This is a genomic window from Myxococcus sp. AB056, from assembly GCF_006547365.1.
GTDB lineage: Bacteria > Myxococcota > Myxococcia > Myxococcales > Myxococcaceae > Myxococcus > Myxococcus virescens.
In genome coordinates, this window is sequence record NZ_VHLB01000078.1 from 23,799 (window position 1) to 41,366 (window position 17,568).

Genomic DNA, 17,568 nt, shown 5'->3' on the forward strand with positions numbered 1-17,568 from the left:
GTGCCTCAGATGGGGGCCTGGATGACGTAGTAGATGGAGTTGAAGTAGCGGTGCAGCGCGTTGAGCAGTTGCACCAGGAAGGGCCACCCCATCGTGCTGAAGCCCAGCAGGGCCGCGGTGACGATGGCGTACTCCACCATGGACTGGCCGCGGGCGGACCGCGACGGACGCAGGGACTTCCTCATGGGGCAACGCTCCGGCGTAGCAGCGTGAGCTGGACCTCGACTCCCGAGCCCGGCGAGAGGCCACGCAGCACCGCGCGGCCGCTCACGGACTCCTTGAGCACTTCGAAGGCGATGCCGTTCGGCGCCACCGGCGCGAGCGTTCCCACCTGCCAGCCGCGCTCACGGAAGAGGGCACCGTAGCGCTGCGCCGCCGCGTCCGGCGAGTCCGCCTGGAGCTGGCCCGTCACCACGTGGTGCGAGGCGCCCTCCAGGTTGAAGTTCACGGTGCGCGTCTCCGCGAGCTCGCCGGGCACGGGAAGCCAGTCGGGCACGGCCGCCGCCCGCGCCAGCATGGCGCCCACCTGGCCGGCGGAGACGAGCACCAGCGTCTCCCCCCCTTGCGCCAGCGTGGACACCAGCCGCACCTCTTCCGTGGCGGGGCTCCAGTAGCCCACGTAGCCGCCCTTCTCCCCGTGGCGTTGGTGCAGCACCGGCAGCCCCTTGGCGAGCAGCGCCTGTGTGTAGTGCTCCAGGACCTTCGCGGGCGCGTCTTGCGTGGAGAACCACGCCACCGCCATGGGCGCCCCGGGCCCCAGGTAGTCGGCGGCGAGCGGTTCGGGACGGGTGGCGTTGGGGTACGGCGGGAAGTGGACCAGTGCTCGCTGGAGGATGGCCTCCTCCGCGGGCGTGCGCACCCACCCGCGGGAGGATGTCTCCACCTCGGTGCCCAGCTCCGGCGGGCTCCATTCCTGATGACTGTCGCTGCCCCGGTAGACGGCGTGCTCCCATGAGAAGCCGATGAGACCGCCCACCACCGCCACGGAGAAGAGCAGCGCGGGAATCCGGACGACGGGGCGCGAGGCGGCAACAGGCATCAGCACGACTCCGACCTCGCGCAACCCAGGTACCAGTTGCCACGCGCCTCGTAGGTGCGCTGGTTGTTGTTGCTCCCCCAGTCCTGCCACTCGTTGCTGAAGTAGCCCTGGCGGCCTCCCTGCTGCTCGACTTCCTCCACGGCGCCGTCACCACTCTGGTCGGGCTTGATGGCGAGGCTGGGATTGCGAGGGTCATCCCCAGGCGTCCGGTAGCTCTGGGACTCCAGCCTCAGGCTGTCATGGAGGAGCCCCGAGCTGATGGCCTGGTTCACCAACCGCTCGGACGCGCTCGACATGTCGGTGAAGCCGCTGTTGTCCTCGTTCTGGTAGAGCTGGGTGACGCGCTCGTGCATCCCTCGCCCACCCGCGGTGCCCGGCCGCACGTCCGCGTGCTCCGTGAGCGCCCAGGTGTCGGTGAGGATGGCAATCTGCTCCCAGGGGAGCAGGTAGACGTTGTCGCCTCGGGCATGGCCCTCCGGGAGCGTTTCGCCCGTTGCGTTTCTGTGGATGCCGTTGGCCCGCTCCTGCTTCTCCTTGGCCAGCTTCACCTCGGAGAACTCCGGCAGGAACGACTCCGGCAGGAGGTAGTTCTGGACGCCCAGGCGCGCGGAACAGCGGATGAGGCCGCCCCGCCCGAAGGTGTCCATGAAGGACTGGTGGAGTGAGACGCCGTACGCGCCCACGGCCTGTGCATCCAGGGTGCAGTACACCTGCCGTGCGCCAGGATTGAGCCAGCACGCATGGGCGACTACGTCCGTGTGGTGGTCTTCTGAATCGGGATCAGCGCTGCACTCCGGCCCCTTTCCTGGGCCGTAGCTGTCGATACCCGACTCGTGGTCGCAGTACATGTACCGCGAATAGGCCTGCGCCATCTCGAAGCCGGAGAAGGCCTCCGTCGTCGTCCCCCCGTCCTCCGTCGCGACGCTCTCGGGCTCCTTCTCATAGTCCAGGACGGTGTAGTCCCAGGCCGTGGACAGGGAGGTCTCCTGCGAGTCCAACATGTGGCGCAGCAGGTCGAAGAGGAACAACGAGTAGAGGAACACGGGGACGATGACGAGCATGCACACCGCCATCTCCACGGCCGCGGCACCTCGCCTGGATGCGCGCTTCACAGGGACACCCCCGGGACCCGCGCCAGCCTGGACGCGTCCGTGTTACCTGCCGCTTCCAGGACCTCCGCGGCCTCGTCGGATGAGATGGGGTGCAGCTTCGCGCGCCAGTAGGGACTGAAAAGGTTGGGCGCCTCACGCCAGCCATTCGCGCCGAAGCGGTGGTAGTAGACGAGCGCCTTGGAGAGCGCCACGCCCTCCTGCGCCGCGAGCGTCAGCGTCGCGGTCCCCTGCGCGCCATGGTCCAGTTGAATCTGGGCCGACGCGTTCAACTCCCAGGGCGCCCGGCTCGGGTCGCCGACCCGGAGTCGCCGCGTCAGGTAGCTGTACACGCGCGGCTGCCCCCAATCCCTGCCAGAGGAGGGGTTGGCTCGGAACTTCATGAAGCAGTTGCCCGACCGGGCGCAGCCCGACAATGCGTTGGCGTTGACACCCTCGAAGTTGTGCGAGCCCGAGTGCGCGCCACCCGGGGTATGGTCACCCCCGTTGGCATCGCTCCAGACTTCCGCCTCGTAGTCGGTGGTCGACGTGAGCTGGTGCTCCCAGGTGTTCCGAATCGCCCCTTCCTCTCGCGCGGCAATCGTCGTCCCCTGGTTACCGCCTTGCTTCCCGCCGTCGTTGACCTGGCCCTTGTCCTGAACCGACTTCGCCGTTCCCTCGTGGGAGGTCACCGTGTACAGCTTCTTCTGTGCGATGTCCCGAAGGTCCCGGATGACGTCCTCATGCAGGTACGGGGGCTTTGCAACCCCGCGCGCTCCGGTCTTTCGTGCCGCCGGCCAGCCAGAACGGGTGGCGTTGGAGATTTCCGTCATGACCCTGGCGAGCGCTTCGGGCGAAGCGTTCTCCACGCTCCCCCGGCAGTTCATCCCATCCACCGCGCAGTTGAATTCATTCGCGTTGAGCCCCCCCACGGCCTGCGGCAGCGCACCCACTTCCGGCGCGGTGTAGTCCGCCAGGAGCGACAAGCCATGGCTGCGGCCATCCTGGATGGCCTGGAGCGTCTGGGAATGCGCCTCACGCTGAGAGGCATGCAGGTTGTCCACCATGACGTCGAGCCCCCGAATCGCGGCGTTGAAGCTGGACTCCAGGGCACGGACCTTCTGGTCGTACTCACGGCCCGCGTTGGCGAACTCGGTCGCGATCTTCGTCGCTTCCATGGAGTGCACGCAGTGCTCGTAGCACCCCTTGCAACTGCACATGATTTTCTCGCGCCTTGCGAACTCCTTGAAGTTCGCCTCCGAGGCCCGCATCATCGAACCCGTCACGCTCGCCGCCGCCATGTATGCGTGGAGGCTGTTCATCGCGACGTAGGAAGCCGCGATGGCCCGGTTGCTGACTGCATAGTAATTGAGCGACCGCGCCTCCAGGACCGCCATGGAGTACGCCAACGCGTCGCTGTGCTGCTGCAAACCCATCTTCTGCCGCAGCGCATGTGCGAGGTTGAAGCTCAGCGTCACCATCAACGCGAGCACCAGGAAGGACAGCGCTCCCAGGACAATGGATTGCCCTCGCTGCGCGCGTCTCCTGGCCGAGGCGCTCACGGCGCCTTGCCTTTGTAGGAGAATGGGAAGACGCATTCGTTGCTCCCTGGGAGGGCTGCCCGGTTGAGGAAGAAGTTGGACTGCATCCGCATGGTGTAGGTGGCGCGAATGGGGGTGATGTAGACTTTCTGCGCAGCCGCCTGCTCCAGGAGGGACTCCGTGCGGTCCGGTTTGTCGCCCTGCTTCTTTGGGTCGGTAGGCTTGCGATACATTCGCAATTCCTTCCGCAGCTCGCGGCCACGGGTGGATTGGTAGATGACCCAGTCCGCGAAGGGGATGATCATCCGGTAGTTGAACGTCACCTGGACGCGCAGCTTGGTGCGGTGGCTCTCCTTCCAGCCCGTGGGCGCGGTGTTCCGGGGGTCATCGAAGTCCAGCTCCGGACCCCCTCCACCGACGTCGCTCCGCGTGGGGCCGCAGACGGTGACCTGCGCGTGTTTCAGTGACGTACCGGGAATCTGGTTGCCCGACACGTCACGCCACTTGGCCTGGAACTCCGCCGCGCTTCCCACCGGGGGGATGTAAGCCCCCTTCTGCCCGGGAACGCTCAGCATCGGCATCAGCACCGCGAGCGCGGCCTTCTCCATCTCCTCGACCTTGGCGCTGTTCAGCGACCCAGCCCGCACAGCCTTGTAGGCGGCGTACTTGGTCAGCAGCCGCGCCTGGTGCATCAGCCCCAGCTGGAGGATGCCCAGGATGAGGAAGACGAACAGGGGAAGGACAATGGCAGCTTCGACGGCCGCCTGGCCCGACTGATTCCTCTCACGAATGCTGCCCATGGCGCCAAAGACTACCCAGCGCCCCCCGCAAAAAGGAAAACCCAGGCCCCTCCCGGCCCGCAAATAATGACATCCACTGTCGGGCGCCAAACAGACGCCACCCACAGGGACTGGAAATGGCTCCAAACCCAACACCAGACAAACCCTGTCAGGCAGGCAGCCAGACAGGGGCTTGCCTAGCGCCGCCGGACAATCTCCTGGATGAGTTCGACGTAGCGGCGGTTCTTCGGGTTCAGCTTGAACGCCTTGCGGAACGCGTCTTCGGCCTGCCCCCACTGGCCTTCGCCCTGGGCCACTTCACCCAGGAAGGCCCAGCCCTCCTCCAGCGTGGGCTCCTGGCGCAGCACCTCCTGCAACTCCTGCTGCGCCAGCCGTCCGTGCGCCTCCGGCTTCATCAGATAGCGCGCGTAGGCCCGGTAGGCCTGGTACAGCGGCTTCGGGTCGATGTCGCAGGCGTACTCGAAGTACTCGAAGGCCCCCGCGTGGTTCCGCGCGGCCAGCCGGCGCTTCGCCTCGTCGAACTGCGTCGTCGCATCCAGCAAGTCCGTGCGGATGCGGAACTGCTCGGCCGTGGTGGGCCGCGTGCCCCGGTCCTTCTCCCGATGCGCCGCGCGCCGCTTGCGCCACAGCAGGTTCTGCTCCGCGTCCGACAGCGCGCCAAACGCCTTCGCATGGGCCGCCAGCAGCACCTCCGCCTTCTCACGGAGCTCCGGCGTGTGGAAGCGCAGGGGTGCGTAGCGGTCCGCCAGGGCCAGGAAGGCCTTGCGCAGCGGCACCGGCTGCACGTCCTCGGGCACGTCCAACAGCGCGAAGGGGTCCTTGCTCCGGTGCGACATGAAGGCGCCCACCAGGGCATTGCGCGCCGCCTCGTCCTCGTCGGAGAACGGCGTCCCCTGCGGAGCGGGCGCCGCCACCGGAGGCGCCACCGGTTCGGGCGCGGCGGGCGCCGTCCCCTTCCCCGCGCTCAGCCGGGCCGCCTTCGCGTCCACGTCCTCCACGAAGCCCGCGACCTCCAGCAGGCACAACGCGTACAACCGCCGGAGCACCACCTCCGTGTCGAACCCGGTGCGCTCCATCAGCTCCCCGAAGGTGGGGCGCAGCCGGAGCGCCTGGAACAGCCGCGCGTCCTTCGACGACAGCTTCAGCCCCGCCTCCGCGCCCGGCATCTGCCCGAAGCGGCGCTCGTCCGTGAAGGTGAAGTGCGTGGCCACCGCGTCGAAAGGCATCACGTTGGCCACCCCCGTGAGGATGAGCTGGCCCGTGTTCGTCCGCACGCTGGCGTCCGGAGGCTCCACGTCGGCGATGAGCCGGTACTTCGCGTCCACCCAGCGGAAGCAGTCCAGCAGCTTGTGCGCCAGGTTCGCCTGCAATTGCTTGTACAAATCGAAGGGACTGATGAGGCCCTTCTGCACCAGCAGGCCGCTGAGCGGCACCTCCGCGGAGATGCTCTCCGCCAGCGCCTTCTGGTAGTCCGTCTCCGACAGCTTGCCCTTCTCCACCAGGTACTTGCCCAGCGTCTCGTGGAGGAGGTTGGACTGGCACGCCACCGGCGCGCCGTCCTCGAAGACGATGCGCTTCTCCCGCTGGCGCACCTTCAATTCCAACGTGCAGGTGCGCTCCTCCGCCATCAGCGCGTGAAGCAGCAGGGGGAACGGCGTATCGGCCAGCACTCCCTCCCGCTGGCGGAGGACCTGCGACGGCGTGGGGAACATGGGCGAGAGCCTAGCGCTACTCGCCCTGGTACTCCTCCATCCCCGACGCAGTGGGTGGCGCGTCATACACGTCGTAGCCGTAGCGGCCGCCGTAGCCTCGCTCCGGGGTCACTCCGAACCGGGGCAACATGGACGCCAGCAGGCCCAGCACCAGGGCCACGGCCGCCGCGTACATCAACGGCCGGCTGGGCCGCGCGCGCCAGGCCCACTTGCGCTCCCGGCGTCGCTGGAACCGGGGCGCCACCACGTATTCGGACCAGGCCAGGTCGCGCATCCGCTTCGCGTCGTCGCCGCGGCCCGCCCGGCTCAGGGCCTTGGCCAGCAGGTAGCGGCCCTCCACCGTGCCGTGTCGCACCTTGCAGTAGCGCTCCAGCGCCTCCACCGCGCCCGGCACGTCGCCGCGCTTCAGCCGGAAACGGCCGCGCTCCAGGTCGATGGCGCCCAGCTTGTGGTCCGGGTCCAGCTTCGCCGCCTCGTCCAGCAGCAGCTCGCCGCGCTGCGCGTCCCCGGCGCCCAGGTAGGCCACGCCCAGCAGGTACAGCGTGTCCACGTCCTCGTCGCCCGCCTCCAGGTTGGGCTTGAGGATGTCCACCGCCTCGGCGTAGCGGCGCTGCTCCACGCGGATGTCCGCCAGCTCGTGCCGCGCGCGCCGCTCATGCGGGTTGGTGAGGATGGTGCCCGCCAGTTGCCCCGCGCGCTGGAAGCGCTTGAGCAGCCGCACCGGGCTGGGCAGCACCTGCCACGTGAAGCGGTCCGCCACGAAGATGATGACGATGATGAGGCCCAGCGACAGCAGCGGGCTGCCCGTCAGCAGGGTGAGGAACAGCCACAGTATCCACTTGCTCATACGCCTCTCGAAATCCGTTCCAGTGGACGCCGCCTAGAGCAGCCGCGCGCACACGGCGCTGTGGACGTCCGCGCCCTTCTCCGTCAATGCCAGCCGCCCGCCCCGCAGCGTCGCGAAGCCGTGCGCCACCAGCCGCGCGACTTCCGCCCGACGGGGCTCCACCGGCTGCCCATATCGCTCGCAGACGGCCTCCCAGTCCACGCCCGACACCAGCCGCAGTCCCATGGACAGGCGCTCCGCGAAGAGTTCCTCCGGGCCCAGCGGCTCGCGGCCTTCCTCTGGCAGCCGCCCCGCCTCCGCCTCCACGAGGTAGCGCTCCGCGCTGCGCAGGTTCACGTACCGGTGCGGCTGGGGCGACAGCAACATGCCCGTGGCCCCCACGCCCAGCGCCAGGTACTCCCCGCCCGTCCAGTACAGCGCGTTGTGCCGTGAGCTGAACCCCGGCCGCGCGTGGTTGGACACCTCGTAGCGGTGCAGCCCCGCCGCCCCGTACACCTCGCGCACCACCCGCGCCATGTCGACCACGGTGTCGTCGGGCGGCAGCTCCAGCTCGCCGCGCTTGAGCCGCTTCGACAGGGGCGTGTCCTCCGCCAGCACGTCGCGCTCCACCGTCAGCGCGTAGGTGGACAGATGCTCGGGGGCCAGCGCCACCGCCCGGCGCGCATCCGCCTCCACCTGCGCCACCGTCTGCCCGTGCACGCCATAGATGAAGTCCATGGCCACCACCGGGAAGGCCGCGCTCCGGGCCGCGTCCACGGCCCCTTCCACCATGGCCGCGTCATGCGCGCGCCCCAACGCCTTGAGCGTCTCCGGCTGGAAGGACTGCACGCCCAGCGACAGCCGGTTCACCCCCGCCGCGCGGTAGCCCGCGAAGCGCTCCGCGTCCGCGCGCTCCGGATTGCCCTCCAGCGACACCTCCACGCCAGGCGCCACCCGCAGCCTCGCGGCGATGCCGTCCAGCACCTGGGCCACGTAGCGCGGGTGCCACAGGGACGGCGTCCCACCGCCCAGGAAGATGGAGTCGAGCACCTTCCCCGCGAGCGAGGGCTCGGCGGCCAGCCGGGTATCCAGCTCCGCCAGCACCGCGCGGGCGTAGCGCTCCTCCGGCACCTGCCGCGCCACCGCCACCGCGAAGTCGCAGTAGGGGCACTTCGCGAGGCAGTACGGGAAATGCAGGTACAGCCCGAAGCGGGCCGCCGGCATTCCCGTGAGGGCATCCACTGGCGCGTCGAAAGGCATGAAGGAAAAACCTCTACCTCTTGCCCTTCAATTGCGCCTCCAGCCGGGCAATCTTCGCCTTGTAGCCCGCCGCGTTCTCGAGCGCTGTCTCGGCCGCCACCAGCTTGCGCTTGAGGTTGGCCGCGTCCGCCTTGAGCTGCTCGCGCTCCGCCTCCCAGTCCGCTGGCGCACCCGCGCTCTGGGAGGGAGTCCCCGGCTGCTCGGCCAGCTTCGCCTCGAGCGCCCGCCGGGCGTCCTGCTCCGCCCGCAGCGAGGCTTCCACGTCGGCCCGCTTCTGCTCCTCGGCCTTCAGCGACGCCTCGATGCGCGCCAGCTTCGCCTCGGTCGCAGCGCGCGCCGCGTCCGACTTGCCGGCTGACGCGGCCTGGGCCTTCGCGCCTTCCAAGGCCCCCTCCATCATCTTCAGCCGGCCCTGGAGGCGCTCCACCTTGTCCGCCTCGGCGCGCGCGGCCTCCAATTCCTCGGTGAGCGAGGCCACCTGCGCCTCGGCGCCGCCCTGCCCCACCGTCAGCGACTCCACCTGGGCCTCGGCCTGGGCCGCCTTCACCTCCGCATCGGTGCGCTCGGCCTCGGCCGCCTCGCGGCGTGCACGCTCCAGCGCCAGCGCCTCCTGGGCCTTCGCCACCTCTGCTTGCAGCCGCACCAGCTCCGCCTCGCGCTGGCCGGACGCAGTCTCCAGCATGGACACCCGGGCGGCCAGGCCGACGCGCTCGGCGTCCTTGGTGGCCGCCTTCAGCTCCACCGCGGCGAGCTGCTCCTTCCACGACGCATGGTCCGCGTGCGCGGCCTCCACCGCCGCCGTCAGCTCGGACACCTTCGTCTCGGCCTGCTGCACCGCCTCGCCCAGCGCCGCCGCGTCCGCTTCCATGCGGTCGCGCAACGACACCTGCTCCACCTCGGCGGCTTCCAGCGCCTCCTTCAGCGCCGCGGCCTCGCCTTCCGCCAGCTGCGCCCGCTCACTGGCCTGTGCCAATCCCTCTTCCAGGGCCAGTGAGCGCTCCTCGGCCTTCGCCGCCTCCGCCTCCAGCTTCGCCTTGAGCTGGGTCAGCTCCGCCGTGCGCGCTTCCAGCGCCTGACGCAGCGCGGGCAGCTCCGCGGCCTCGGTGGTGCGCGCGGTGAGCGCCGCGCGCAGGCCCACGATTTCGGCGTCCTTCAGCGCCAGCGAACGCTCCAGCTCCGCCACCTGCTCCTGCAGGGTGCGCAGCCCGTCCTCCACCACCGCCAGCTGCTTGCGCGCCTCGTCGCGCTCGGCCTCCAGCGTGCCCGCGCGGCCCTGGGCCTCCTCCAGCGAGTTCTTCGACCAGTCGCTCTCGCTCTCCAGCGCGCTCAGCCCGGACTGGGCCTCCGCCAGCGCGGCCTCCAGCTGCGCGGTGCGCAGGCTCAGCGCGTCCTTCTCCGCCGACGCTGCCTCCAGGTCGGTGGTCAGCCGCTCCACGTCGGCGATGGCCTGCTGGTACTGCTCCTGGACGGCCTCCAGGGCGCCCTGGGCCTCGGACTTCTCCGCGGCCAGCTCCGCCACGCGGTCCTGGGCCAGCGACAGCGCTTCCTTCGCGCCAATCAGCTCCTCGGCCACGGCGCCACGGGCCTCGCGCTCCTCCTGGAGCTCCGCCGTCAGGCGCGGCACGTCGGATTCGACCTCCGCCAGCGCGCGAGACAGGTCCTTGCGGTCCGCCTCCACCGCGGAGAGCTCTTCCTGGAGGCTGGCGAGCCGCGACTGGGTCTCCGCCTCCGCCCGGGCCAGCTCCTCCTGGAAGGCGGAGACACTGGCCTTCGACTCCGCCAGCTCCTTGCGCGCCAGCGTCAGCGACTGCTTCACGCCGTTGAGCTCGCCGTCGCGCTCCGCGTACAGCGTCCGGGCCCGCGCCAGGGTCTCCGTCTTCTGGCGGACCACGGCCCGGAAGTACTCCAGCTTGTCCTCGGGCGAGCCGCCCATGGGCATCCGGATTTCGGGCGGCTCACCGAATGGATCATTCCCCGGGGCCCGCGCGGCGCGGACGGCGGGGGCAGCAGCAGCGGCAGCCGGGGACGCGGGCGCCTTCGGGGACGCGGGCGCTCCCGTGCCCTTGGGCACGGCGGCCAGGGGGGCGGCCGGACGGCGCGGCGGCAACGGAGGCGGAGCGGCGGGCGGTGGAGCCGAGGGCGGTGGCTTTGGCAAGGGCCTGGAGGCCACGGGGGCGGGGGCGGCGGGGGCCACCGAGGCACCGGTGTCTTCCAGGTCCAGGCTTTCGCGCAGGTCCGCGAGCGGATCCACCTCTTCCGGAGGTGACGGCATGGGCGGGCGCAGGTTACCCCCCGAACGGGCTCACGACCAGAGACGCGTGGGCATGTGCGCGTCCGAAGTCCATCCATCCGGTCGGACGGCAGCCGTACAGTCTCCTCGACGCCGAGGCTCCCAGGCGTTAGCCAGTGAGGGAAAACATCACACCTCGCCTTGCCCTCCCAGTGGGCCGGTGACAGCTTCGGAAGTTTCTATGGCCATCCGCTACGCGCTACCCAACGGGCTTACCGTCGTCTTCGAGGAGCAGCACGCCGCCAAGGTCGCGGCCTTCCAGGTCTGGGTCAAGGCCGGGAGTGCCGACGAGCGGCCGGACCAGGCAGGGCTGGCCCACCTGCACGAGCACATGCTCTTCAAGGGCACCGAGCGCCGCGGCCCCGGTGAGGTCGCCCGGGACGTGGAGTCCCATGGCGGCGAAATCAACGCCTGGACCTCCTACGACCAGACCGTCTACCACATCGTCATCGCCAGCCAGTTCGCCCGGATGGGCCTGGACATCCTGGGCGATGCGGTGCGCCGGTCGGCCTTCGACGCGGGCGAGCTGTCGCGCGAAATCGAGGTGGTGTGCGAGGAAATCAAGCGCAGCCAGGACACGCCGTCCCGCCGCGCCTCGCGTGACCTCTTCTCCACCGCCTACCAGGTGCACCCCTACCGGCTGCCCGTCATCGGCACCGAGGAGAGCGTGCGCAGCTTCACGCGGGAGAAGGTGCTGGAGTTCTACCACCGCCACTACACGCCCAAGAACCTGGTGCTGTCGGTGGCGGGAGACTTGCGCGAGGCGGAGCTGCGCGAGTGGGTGGACGACATCTTCGGCGGCGACTGGGGCCGGCCGTATGAGGGCCGGGTAGCGCGCGCCCCGGAGCCCGTGGCCGCGGGCCGGCGCATCCTGCTGCGCCCGGACGAGGTGAAGGAGGCCTACCTCCACCTGGCCTTCGGGATTCCCCAGGCGGACCACGAGGACGTGCCCGCGCTGGACGTGCTGGCGATGATTGCCGGCCAGGGAGACGCGTCCCGGCTGGTGCGCGAGGTGAAGCGCCGCCACAACCTGGTCAACGACATCCACACCTTCGCGTATACGCCCACGGACCCGGGCCTCTTCTCCGCGTCGCTGACGCTCCAGCCCGCCAACGCCGTCCGGGCGCTGGAGGAGACGGCGCGGGGGCTGGCCACGCTGCGCGCCACGCCGGTGACAGCGGAGGAGCTGGCCACGGCCAAGGCGCTGGTGGAAGCGGAGGCCGTGTACCAGCGCGAGACGGTGCAGGGCGTGGCCCGGAAGATGGGCTTCTACCAGTCCGGCATGGGCAGCCTGGAGGCGGAGGCCCGCTACTACGAGGCCGTGCGCAACCTCACGCCCGAGCACCTGCGCGCCGCCGCCGAGCGCTACCTGCGCTTCGACCGCGCCGTCGTCACCGGCCTGCTGCCGGAGGGCACGCCGCTGACGGAGGCGCAGGTCCACGAGGTGCTGGATGCCGTGGACCGCGCGCCCGCCGCGGCGCCGCCCGAGCGCAAGCCGCGCAAGGTGGCCGTGAGTGACTCGCCGGTGCGCATCCTGAAGGGCACGAGCGCTGGCCCCAGCGACATCATCACGGAGAAGCTGCCGTCGGGCGCGACGATTGTCGTGCGCGTGGAGCCCGCGGTGCCGCTGTTCGCCATCCGCGCCGCCTTCGCGGGCGGTCTGCGCTACGAGACGCCGGAGGACAACGGCATCACCACGCTGCTCACCCGCAGCATCACGCGGGGGACGCCGACGCACGACGCGGAGGAGGTCTCCGACCTCATCGACGCGTACGCGGGCAGCCTGGGTGGCCAGGGTGGGCGCAACTCGGTGGGCCTGCGCGGGGAGTTCCTGTCGCGCCACTTCGAGCCGGCCTTCCGCCTCTTCGCGGATTGCCTGCTGAATCCCTCGTTCCCGGAGGCCGAGGTCGCCCGCGAGCGCACGCTGCTGCTCCAGGACATCCTCACGCGCGAGGACAAGCCGTCCAGCGTGGCCTTCGACCTGTTCAGCAAGACCATCTACCGCACGCACCCCTACCGGATGCCCACCACGGGTGAGCAGGCGTCCGTGGAGAAGCTGACGCCGGAGCTGCTGCGCGCGTGGCACGCGGCGCACATGGACCCGTCACAGCTGACGCTCAGCGTGGTGGGCGACGTGAAGGTGGACGAGGTGATGGCCCTGGCGCGCGAGTACTTCGGCGCGTCGCGCGGCAAGGCGGCCCCGCCGCCGAAGGTGGCGCTGGAGGCGCCCCTGGAGGGGCCTCGCGAGGCGAAGAAGGTGTTGGCTCGGGCCCAGGCGCACCTGGTGCTCGGCTTCCCGGGCATCCGGGTGGGCGACCCGCAGCAGCACGCGCTGGAGGTGCTCTCCACGGTGCTGTCCGGCCAGGGCGGACGGCTCTTCGTGGAGCTGCGGGACAAGCGCTCCATGGCGTACAGCGTCAGCTCGTTCGCCATCGAAGGCGTGGATCCGGGCTACTTCGCCACGTACATGGGCACCAGCCCGGAGAAGGTGGACGCGGCGCTGGCCGGCATCCGCGCGGAGCTGGAGCGCGTGCGCGACGAGCCCATCCCCGCCGAGGAGCTGGCGCGCGCCAAACAGCACCTCATTGGCACGCACGAGATTGGCTTGCAGCGCAACGGCTCGCGCGCGGCGCTGCTGGCGCTGGACACCTGCTACGGCCTGGGCCTGGAGAACTTCCTCCACTACGCGGACCACGTCGCCAAGGTGACGGCGGACGACGTGCGCGAGGTGGCGCGCAAAATCATCAACTTCGACCGCAGCGCGCTGGCGGTCGTCGGTCCGTAGCGACGCGGTGTCCCTCGGGAGGACACGCCGCCCCTAGAGGGCGGTGCTCCCGAGGGCGCCTTCGATGGCTTCGAGCAGGGGCTGTGCCGGAGCGCCCGGAAGCGTCGCGCAGCCCCGCGCCAGCTCGCGCTTCATTCGCAGCCGGTCCGGCTGTGAGCGCGCCTCTCCGGCCAGCGCCTGCGGGTCCACCGGCGTGGCCAGCAGCGTCGCGCAGGTGCGGAAGGTCTCCAGCCGGTCCAGGTCCTCTTCTTCCAGCGTGACGGGCGTACCATCCAGCGCCAGTCCGACGAAGGACAACTGCCGAATCTCATCCGCCGTCAGCACCAGCGCCCCGTTGAGGGTGAGCCGAGGCGGAGGCTGCGGGCCCGGTCCTCCCGCCAGCTCCACCACGCCGTCCACGGGCTTGGGCTGGCAGGGCACCTCGCGCAAGGACAGCAGCTCATCCGTCTTGCGTGTCTCCCGCGTCTCGCCGCTGCGGGAGAGCTGAACGATGCCGGCCACCACCGCGGGCACACCGGCGATGAGCAGCCCCAAGCCCCACCCCGTGGCGACGTCGCGGCTGGAGGCGCCGTAACGGCCCTTTTCATCGATGGCGGAGCGGTTCGGCGTGTCCGAGAACAGCGTGCGCCCCACCAGCAGCGTCCCTCCCAGCACCGTGAGAATGCCTCCGGTGCTCACCGCCGCCGCCGCGCCCGTGTTGCTGTGCGTGGAGATGATGTCCTCCGCGTACTCCCCATGCTGCTCGGTGCGGCAGATGTCCGACGAGGAGAACGCCAGCGTGAGCTGGGGCCACTGCACCTGCGTCGTGGCGAAGGGGATGCGCTCGTTCAGCGCCTTCTCCTGGGAGTAGGTCCGCAAGAGCGGCCCGCGCTCCGTCCTCCGCTCCACGTCCAGCGGCGCGCACCCTACCGCCATCACCAACACCGCCGCCCCCAGACGCTTCATGGTTGGTCCTCCCGGAAGAAGCCCGCGACGTCCGGGCACTCGGTGAGAAACCGCGTCGCGTCCGCACAGGTCGGGGGATGGTCCGTGGACGTGCCCCAACTGAGCAGAGGCTCGCGGCACTCCAGGACGCGCTCTCGAGTGAGGGATGCGAAGGTAAAGGCGTCGTCCTCGCAGCCCGTCCGCCGGAGGAGGGTGGCCTCGCAGCTCAGGCCCAGGTCAAGCTGCACCGCCACGCCGGGACAGGATGCCGCCGACCGGCAAAGCCGGACGACGACATCCCGACAGACTGCGGCATCCGGCGCGTCCGGACCCGAGCAGGCAATCAGGCAGATCAGGGGCCACCAGCGAATGAGGCGTCTCACGGCGCTTCCACGCTAGCCACGCTGGGATTAAAGGGCCCGCATGTCCCAGACCTATCTGTCACTCACAGTGGAGTTGCCCGAGGAAGCGTCCGAGGCCGTACAGGACCTCATCCACGAGTCGGGCGCGCTGGGCCTCGAAGTGCGGGACCGCGAAGCGCCCCTCATGCCGGGCGTGCGCGGACCGAACCCTGGCGAGGCCATCATCATCGGCTACTTCGACGAGCGCGACACGGCCGAGTCCGCCCGTGACGAGGTGGCGTCGTCCTTCCCCGAGGCGAAGCTCACCTTGGACGAGCAGCCCCAGCAGGACTGGAGCAACGAGTGGAAGTCGCTCATCAAGTCCGTGCATGTGGGCAGGTTGTGGGTCGGTCCTCCGTGGGACAAGGCGAACGCGCCCGCGGGCACCGTGCAGCTCGTGATTGAGCCGAAGATGGCCTTTGGCACCGGCGACCACCCGACGACGTCCCTGTGCCTGGCCGCGGTGGACGCGTACATGGCCGAGCACCCGGGCGCCACCGTCCTGGACGTGGGCACCGGCACGGGCGTGCTGGCCATCGCCGCGAAGAAGCTGGGCGCGGGCCGCACCGTGGCCACCGACAACGACCCCATCTCCGTGGAGCTGGCGCAGGAGAACCAGGCGGAGAACGGCACGCCGGACATCGAGGTCTCCGGCAAGGAGCTGACCCAGGTGGAGGGCACCTTCGACCTGGTGCTCGCCAACATCCTGGCCAACACGCTCATCGAGCTGGCCCCGCTGATTGTGGCGAAGACCAAGGACCGGCTCGTGCTGGCGGGTGTGCTCTCCCACCAGCGCGCGGACGTGGAAGCCGCCTACCGCAACCTGGGCCTCACCGTGCTGACCGGCGCCACCCAGGGCGAATGGGTGCGCATCGACCTGCAGCGCTGAAGTGCATGGCGCCGTCCCCGTGAGACATGTGCGGGGACGGCGGCCCTGGGGTGCCAGGCATCGCTCGCAGGCGCCTGGCCCAACACCGGCATCGCGAGCGGCGGAGGACATGCCCCTACGGCCGTTCGACCCGGACGGGGCGCAGCGCACCATCCAGCACCACCACCGCCGTGCCCAAGCCGCCGCTCTGCATCCGGGAGTACCGGACGTCGCGGATGGTGACGCTCCATCCATCGGCGCGCTCATCCACCTGATACGTGGGCAGGCGCAGCCAGTTGGCCAGCCCCCGAATCTGCGGCGCCGACAACGCGGCCTGGATGACAGGCCCGGGCTGGGCTTCACGCGGCACGCTGGCGTCACTGATGCGGAAGCGGCCCGCGTCGCCTGCCAGGAAGTCGGCTCGGACGAAGTGGTAGCGGTCTGGCCCCATGGCGATGATGTCCCGCACGAAGGGGTTGGCCGGCAGCGGTCCCGCGATGGCGCGCTCCACGGGGAGGTTCTGCGAGCGAAGCCATTCCAGCGCACCCGGTGCCGCCACCTGCGAGCCCACGAAGATGGCGCTCAGGTAGACCAACAAGCCCACGCCGCAGACCCGGGCCACACGCTGCGCGGAGAGGACGTGGGTCCCACGCAGCCGCAACCAGAGGATGGCGGCCACGCCCACGGCCCACATCACCTTCGCGGGCCATGGGACGAACGCGGGAACCATGATGAGCGCGGTGGAGGCAACACCGAGCACCACCCACCCCGCTGCGGACCTGCGCGTGCGCGCATCCGCCATGATGACGGCGGCGCCCGCGAGCAGCCACACCCACGGGTCGATGATGAAGAGCGCGTCTCCGTAGAACCACGTCCCGTCAAAGGGCATCAGCAGCCGGACGCCATACGTGTTGAGCCAGTCCAGTGCGGGGTGGCTCAGCACCGACAACGTGGACAGCATCAGCAACGGTCCGAAGCGAGCCGGCGGCAGGTCCGGCTGCCTGCGCCTGCGCACGTACCGGTCCCACAGCAGCATCAATCCCGTGAGCACGAAGGGCCACAGGGCCAGGGCGAGCACGCCGTGCGTCCAGCCCCGGCGCCAGTAGAGCGACGCATCCGAGCCCGCCAGGGTGACGAAGCCATCGACATCCGGCAGGTTGGCGCCGATGACGAGCGTCGCGGTGGCGAGCGGCGTGGTGCGCTTCAGCCCCGCCTCCGCCATCCACGCACCGACGAGCGAGTGAGCCAGATTGTCCATGCCCCCACTCTAGGCCTGCCCGCACCGTCCAGCGCCTCTCCAGGGTGGTGGGCCCCGCGCCCGAGACACGGTAGCGTCGCGACCGCGTGGAGATGCCGCCCCCTTCCCGGCCACCAACCGACGTCCGCTCCCAGCTCGTGGGACCGATGCTCGCCTACCTGCGCGCGACGGGGCGCGACCCGTCCTCGCTGGTGGAGCGCTTCGGGCTGCCCGCCAACGCGAGCGCGCTGCCCGAAGTCACCCTCCCGCTGGCCACCCTGCACGCCTTCCTCGACGCGGCCGAGGCCCTGTCCGGAGACGCCTTCCTCGGCCTGCACGTGGCGCAGCGAGTCCCGCGCGGAAACTACGGACTGGTGGAGTACATCGCCCGGGCCTCCCCCACCGTCCGTGACACCTTCCGCGCGCTGGCCCGGTACATGGCGCTGCTGGAGCCCGCCTGGCGCGCCTCCTTCCAGGACGCACCAGACGGCAGCGGCACCTTCGTCTACGGCATCCCCGGCGAGCCCCTGGCCTACGGCCGCCACGCCAGCGAGTTCGGACTGGCCCTCTTCGTCCATGTCGGGCGCCAGCTCACCGAACACCCGTGGAATCCGCGCCACGTCTCCTTCGCCCACCCTGCCCCCGCGGACCTCCGCCCGCTCGAACAGCATTTTGGCGTCACCCCGGCGTTCGACGCGGGCCGCAACGCCCTGACGCTGGACGCGGCCACGCTCGCGCTGCGCGTGGTGGACGCGGACCCCGTCCTCCTGTCCGTCCTGGAGCGCGCCGCTGGCACC

At 70.3% G+C, this 17,568-nt stretch carries 15 protein-coding genes; 3 read left to right on the plus strand and 12 right to left on the minus strand.

From position 1 onward, the window contains the following. Positions 1-5 precede the first annotated feature (5 nt). The 9 genes from FMP39_RS27820 to FMP39_RS27860 all read right to left on the minus strand — a co-directional run bounded on the left by FMP39_RS27820 (position 6) and on the right by FMP39_RS27860 (position 10,538). Entirely contained in the window at positions 6-185 is a 180-nt protein-coding gene (locus tag FMP39_RS27820; protein WP_011551270.1) for a hypothetical protein, read from the minus strand. Continuing rightward, positions 182-1,039 carry a hypothetical protein gene (locus FMP39_RS27825; protein WP_141593171.1) on the minus strand — a complete coding sequence of 286 codons (858 nt, stop codon included), beginning with the start codon at positions 1,037-1,039 and terminating at the stop codon, positions 182-184. The genes FMP39_RS27820 and FMP39_RS27825 overlap by 4 nt, the downstream gene beginning before the upstream one ends. Then, positions 1,039-2,151: a hypothetical protein gene (locus tag FMP39_RS27830; protein WP_141593172.1), complete on the minus strand. Its 1,113-nt coding sequence runs from the start codon at positions 2,149-2,151 to the stop codon at positions 1,039-1,041. Before FMP39_RS27830 ends, FMP39_RS27825 begins: the two co-directional genes overlap by 1 nt. Next, a complete protein-coding gene (locus FMP39_RS27835; RefSeq protein ID WP_141593173.1) occupies positions 2,148-3,725 on the minus strand; it encodes a TadE/TadG family type IV pilus assembly protein in 1,578 nt (525 codons plus the stop codon). The genes FMP39_RS27830 and FMP39_RS27835 overlap by 4 nt, the downstream gene beginning before the upstream one ends. Beyond that, entirely contained in the window at positions 3,686-4,468 is a 783-nt protein-coding gene (locus FMP39_RS27840) for a TadE/TadG family type IV pilus assembly protein (RefSeq protein WP_141593174.1), read from the minus strand. Before FMP39_RS27840 ends, FMP39_RS27835 begins: the two co-directional genes overlap by 40 nt. 176 nt (positions 4,469-4,644) lie before the next feature. Beyond that, positions 4,645-6,180 (minus strand): DUF4388 domain-containing protein, encoded by a 1,536-nt coding sequence (locus FMP39_RS27845; protein WP_141593175.1) that lies wholly within the window; start codon positions 6,178-6,180, stop codon positions 4,645-4,647. Positions 6,181-6,196: 16 nt separating this feature from the next. After that, positions 6,197-7,027: a tetratricopeptide repeat protein gene (locus tag FMP39_RS27850; RefSeq protein WP_141593176.1), complete on the minus strand. Its 831-nt coding sequence runs from the start codon at positions 7,025-7,027 to the stop codon at positions 6,197-6,199. 33 nt (positions 7,028-7,060) lie between these two features. Then, on the minus strand, positions 7,061-8,266 hold the full coding sequence (gene hemW / locus FMP39_RS27855) for a radical SAM family heme chaperone HemW (RefSeq protein ID WP_141593177.1): 1,206 nt from the start codon (positions 8,264-8,266) through the stop codon (positions 7,061-7,063). Between the two features lie 13 nt (positions 8,267-8,279). After that, entirely contained in the window at positions 8,280-10,538 is a 2,259-nt protein-coding gene (locus FMP39_RS27860; protein ID WP_141593178.1) for a plectin 1 isoform 8, read from the minus strand. A 199-nt stretch (positions 10,539-10,737) separates the two neighbouring features. Between FMP39_RS27860 and FMP39_RS27865 the strand changes: the two genes are divergently transcribed. Next, entirely contained in the window at positions 10,738-13,341 is a 2,604-nt protein-coding gene (locus FMP39_RS27865; RefSeq protein ID WP_194858593.1) for a pitrilysin family protein, read from the plus strand. Positions 13,342-13,374: 33 nt separating this feature from the next. Here FMP39_RS27865 and FMP39_RS27870 read toward each other — a convergent pair whose 3' ends face one another. Continuing rightward, positions 13,375-14,286 carry a hypothetical protein gene (locus FMP39_RS27870; protein ID WP_228558387.1) on the minus strand — a complete coding sequence of 304 codons (912 nt, stop codon included), beginning with the start codon at positions 14,284-14,286 and terminating at the stop codon, positions 13,375-13,377. Further along, positions 14,283-14,519 carry a hypothetical protein gene (locus tag FMP39_RS38200; protein WP_228558388.1) on the minus strand — a complete coding sequence of 79 codons (237 nt, stop codon included), beginning with the start codon at positions 14,517-14,519 and terminating at the stop codon, positions 14,283-14,285. The genes FMP39_RS27870 and FMP39_RS38200 overlap by 4 nt, the downstream gene beginning before the upstream one ends. A 169-nt stretch (positions 14,520-14,688) precedes the next feature. On the opposite strand from FMP39_RS38200, the gene FMP39_RS27875 reads away from it, so the two are divergent. Continuing rightward, positions 14,689-15,555, plus strand: coding sequence for a 50S ribosomal protein L11 methyltransferase (locus FMP39_RS27875; RefSeq protein WP_141593181.1), 867 nt, complete (start codon positions 14,689-14,691; stop codon positions 15,553-15,555). A 115-nt stretch (positions 15,556-15,670) separates the two neighbouring features. Here FMP39_RS27875 and FMP39_RS27880 read toward each other — a convergent pair whose 3' ends face one another. Beyond that, positions 15,671-16,792: a metal-dependent hydrolase gene (locus FMP39_RS27880; RefSeq protein ID WP_141593182.1), complete on the minus strand. Its 1,122-nt coding sequence runs from the start codon at positions 16,790-16,792 to the stop codon at positions 15,671-15,673. A gap of 92 nt (positions 16,793-16,884) precedes the next feature. On the opposite strand from FMP39_RS27880, the gene FMP39_RS27885 reads away from it, so the two are divergent. After that, on the plus strand, positions 16,885-17,568 hold a 684-nt coding region (locus tag FMP39_RS27885; RefSeq protein WP_228558389.1), incomplete at its 3' end, for an AraC family transcriptional regulator.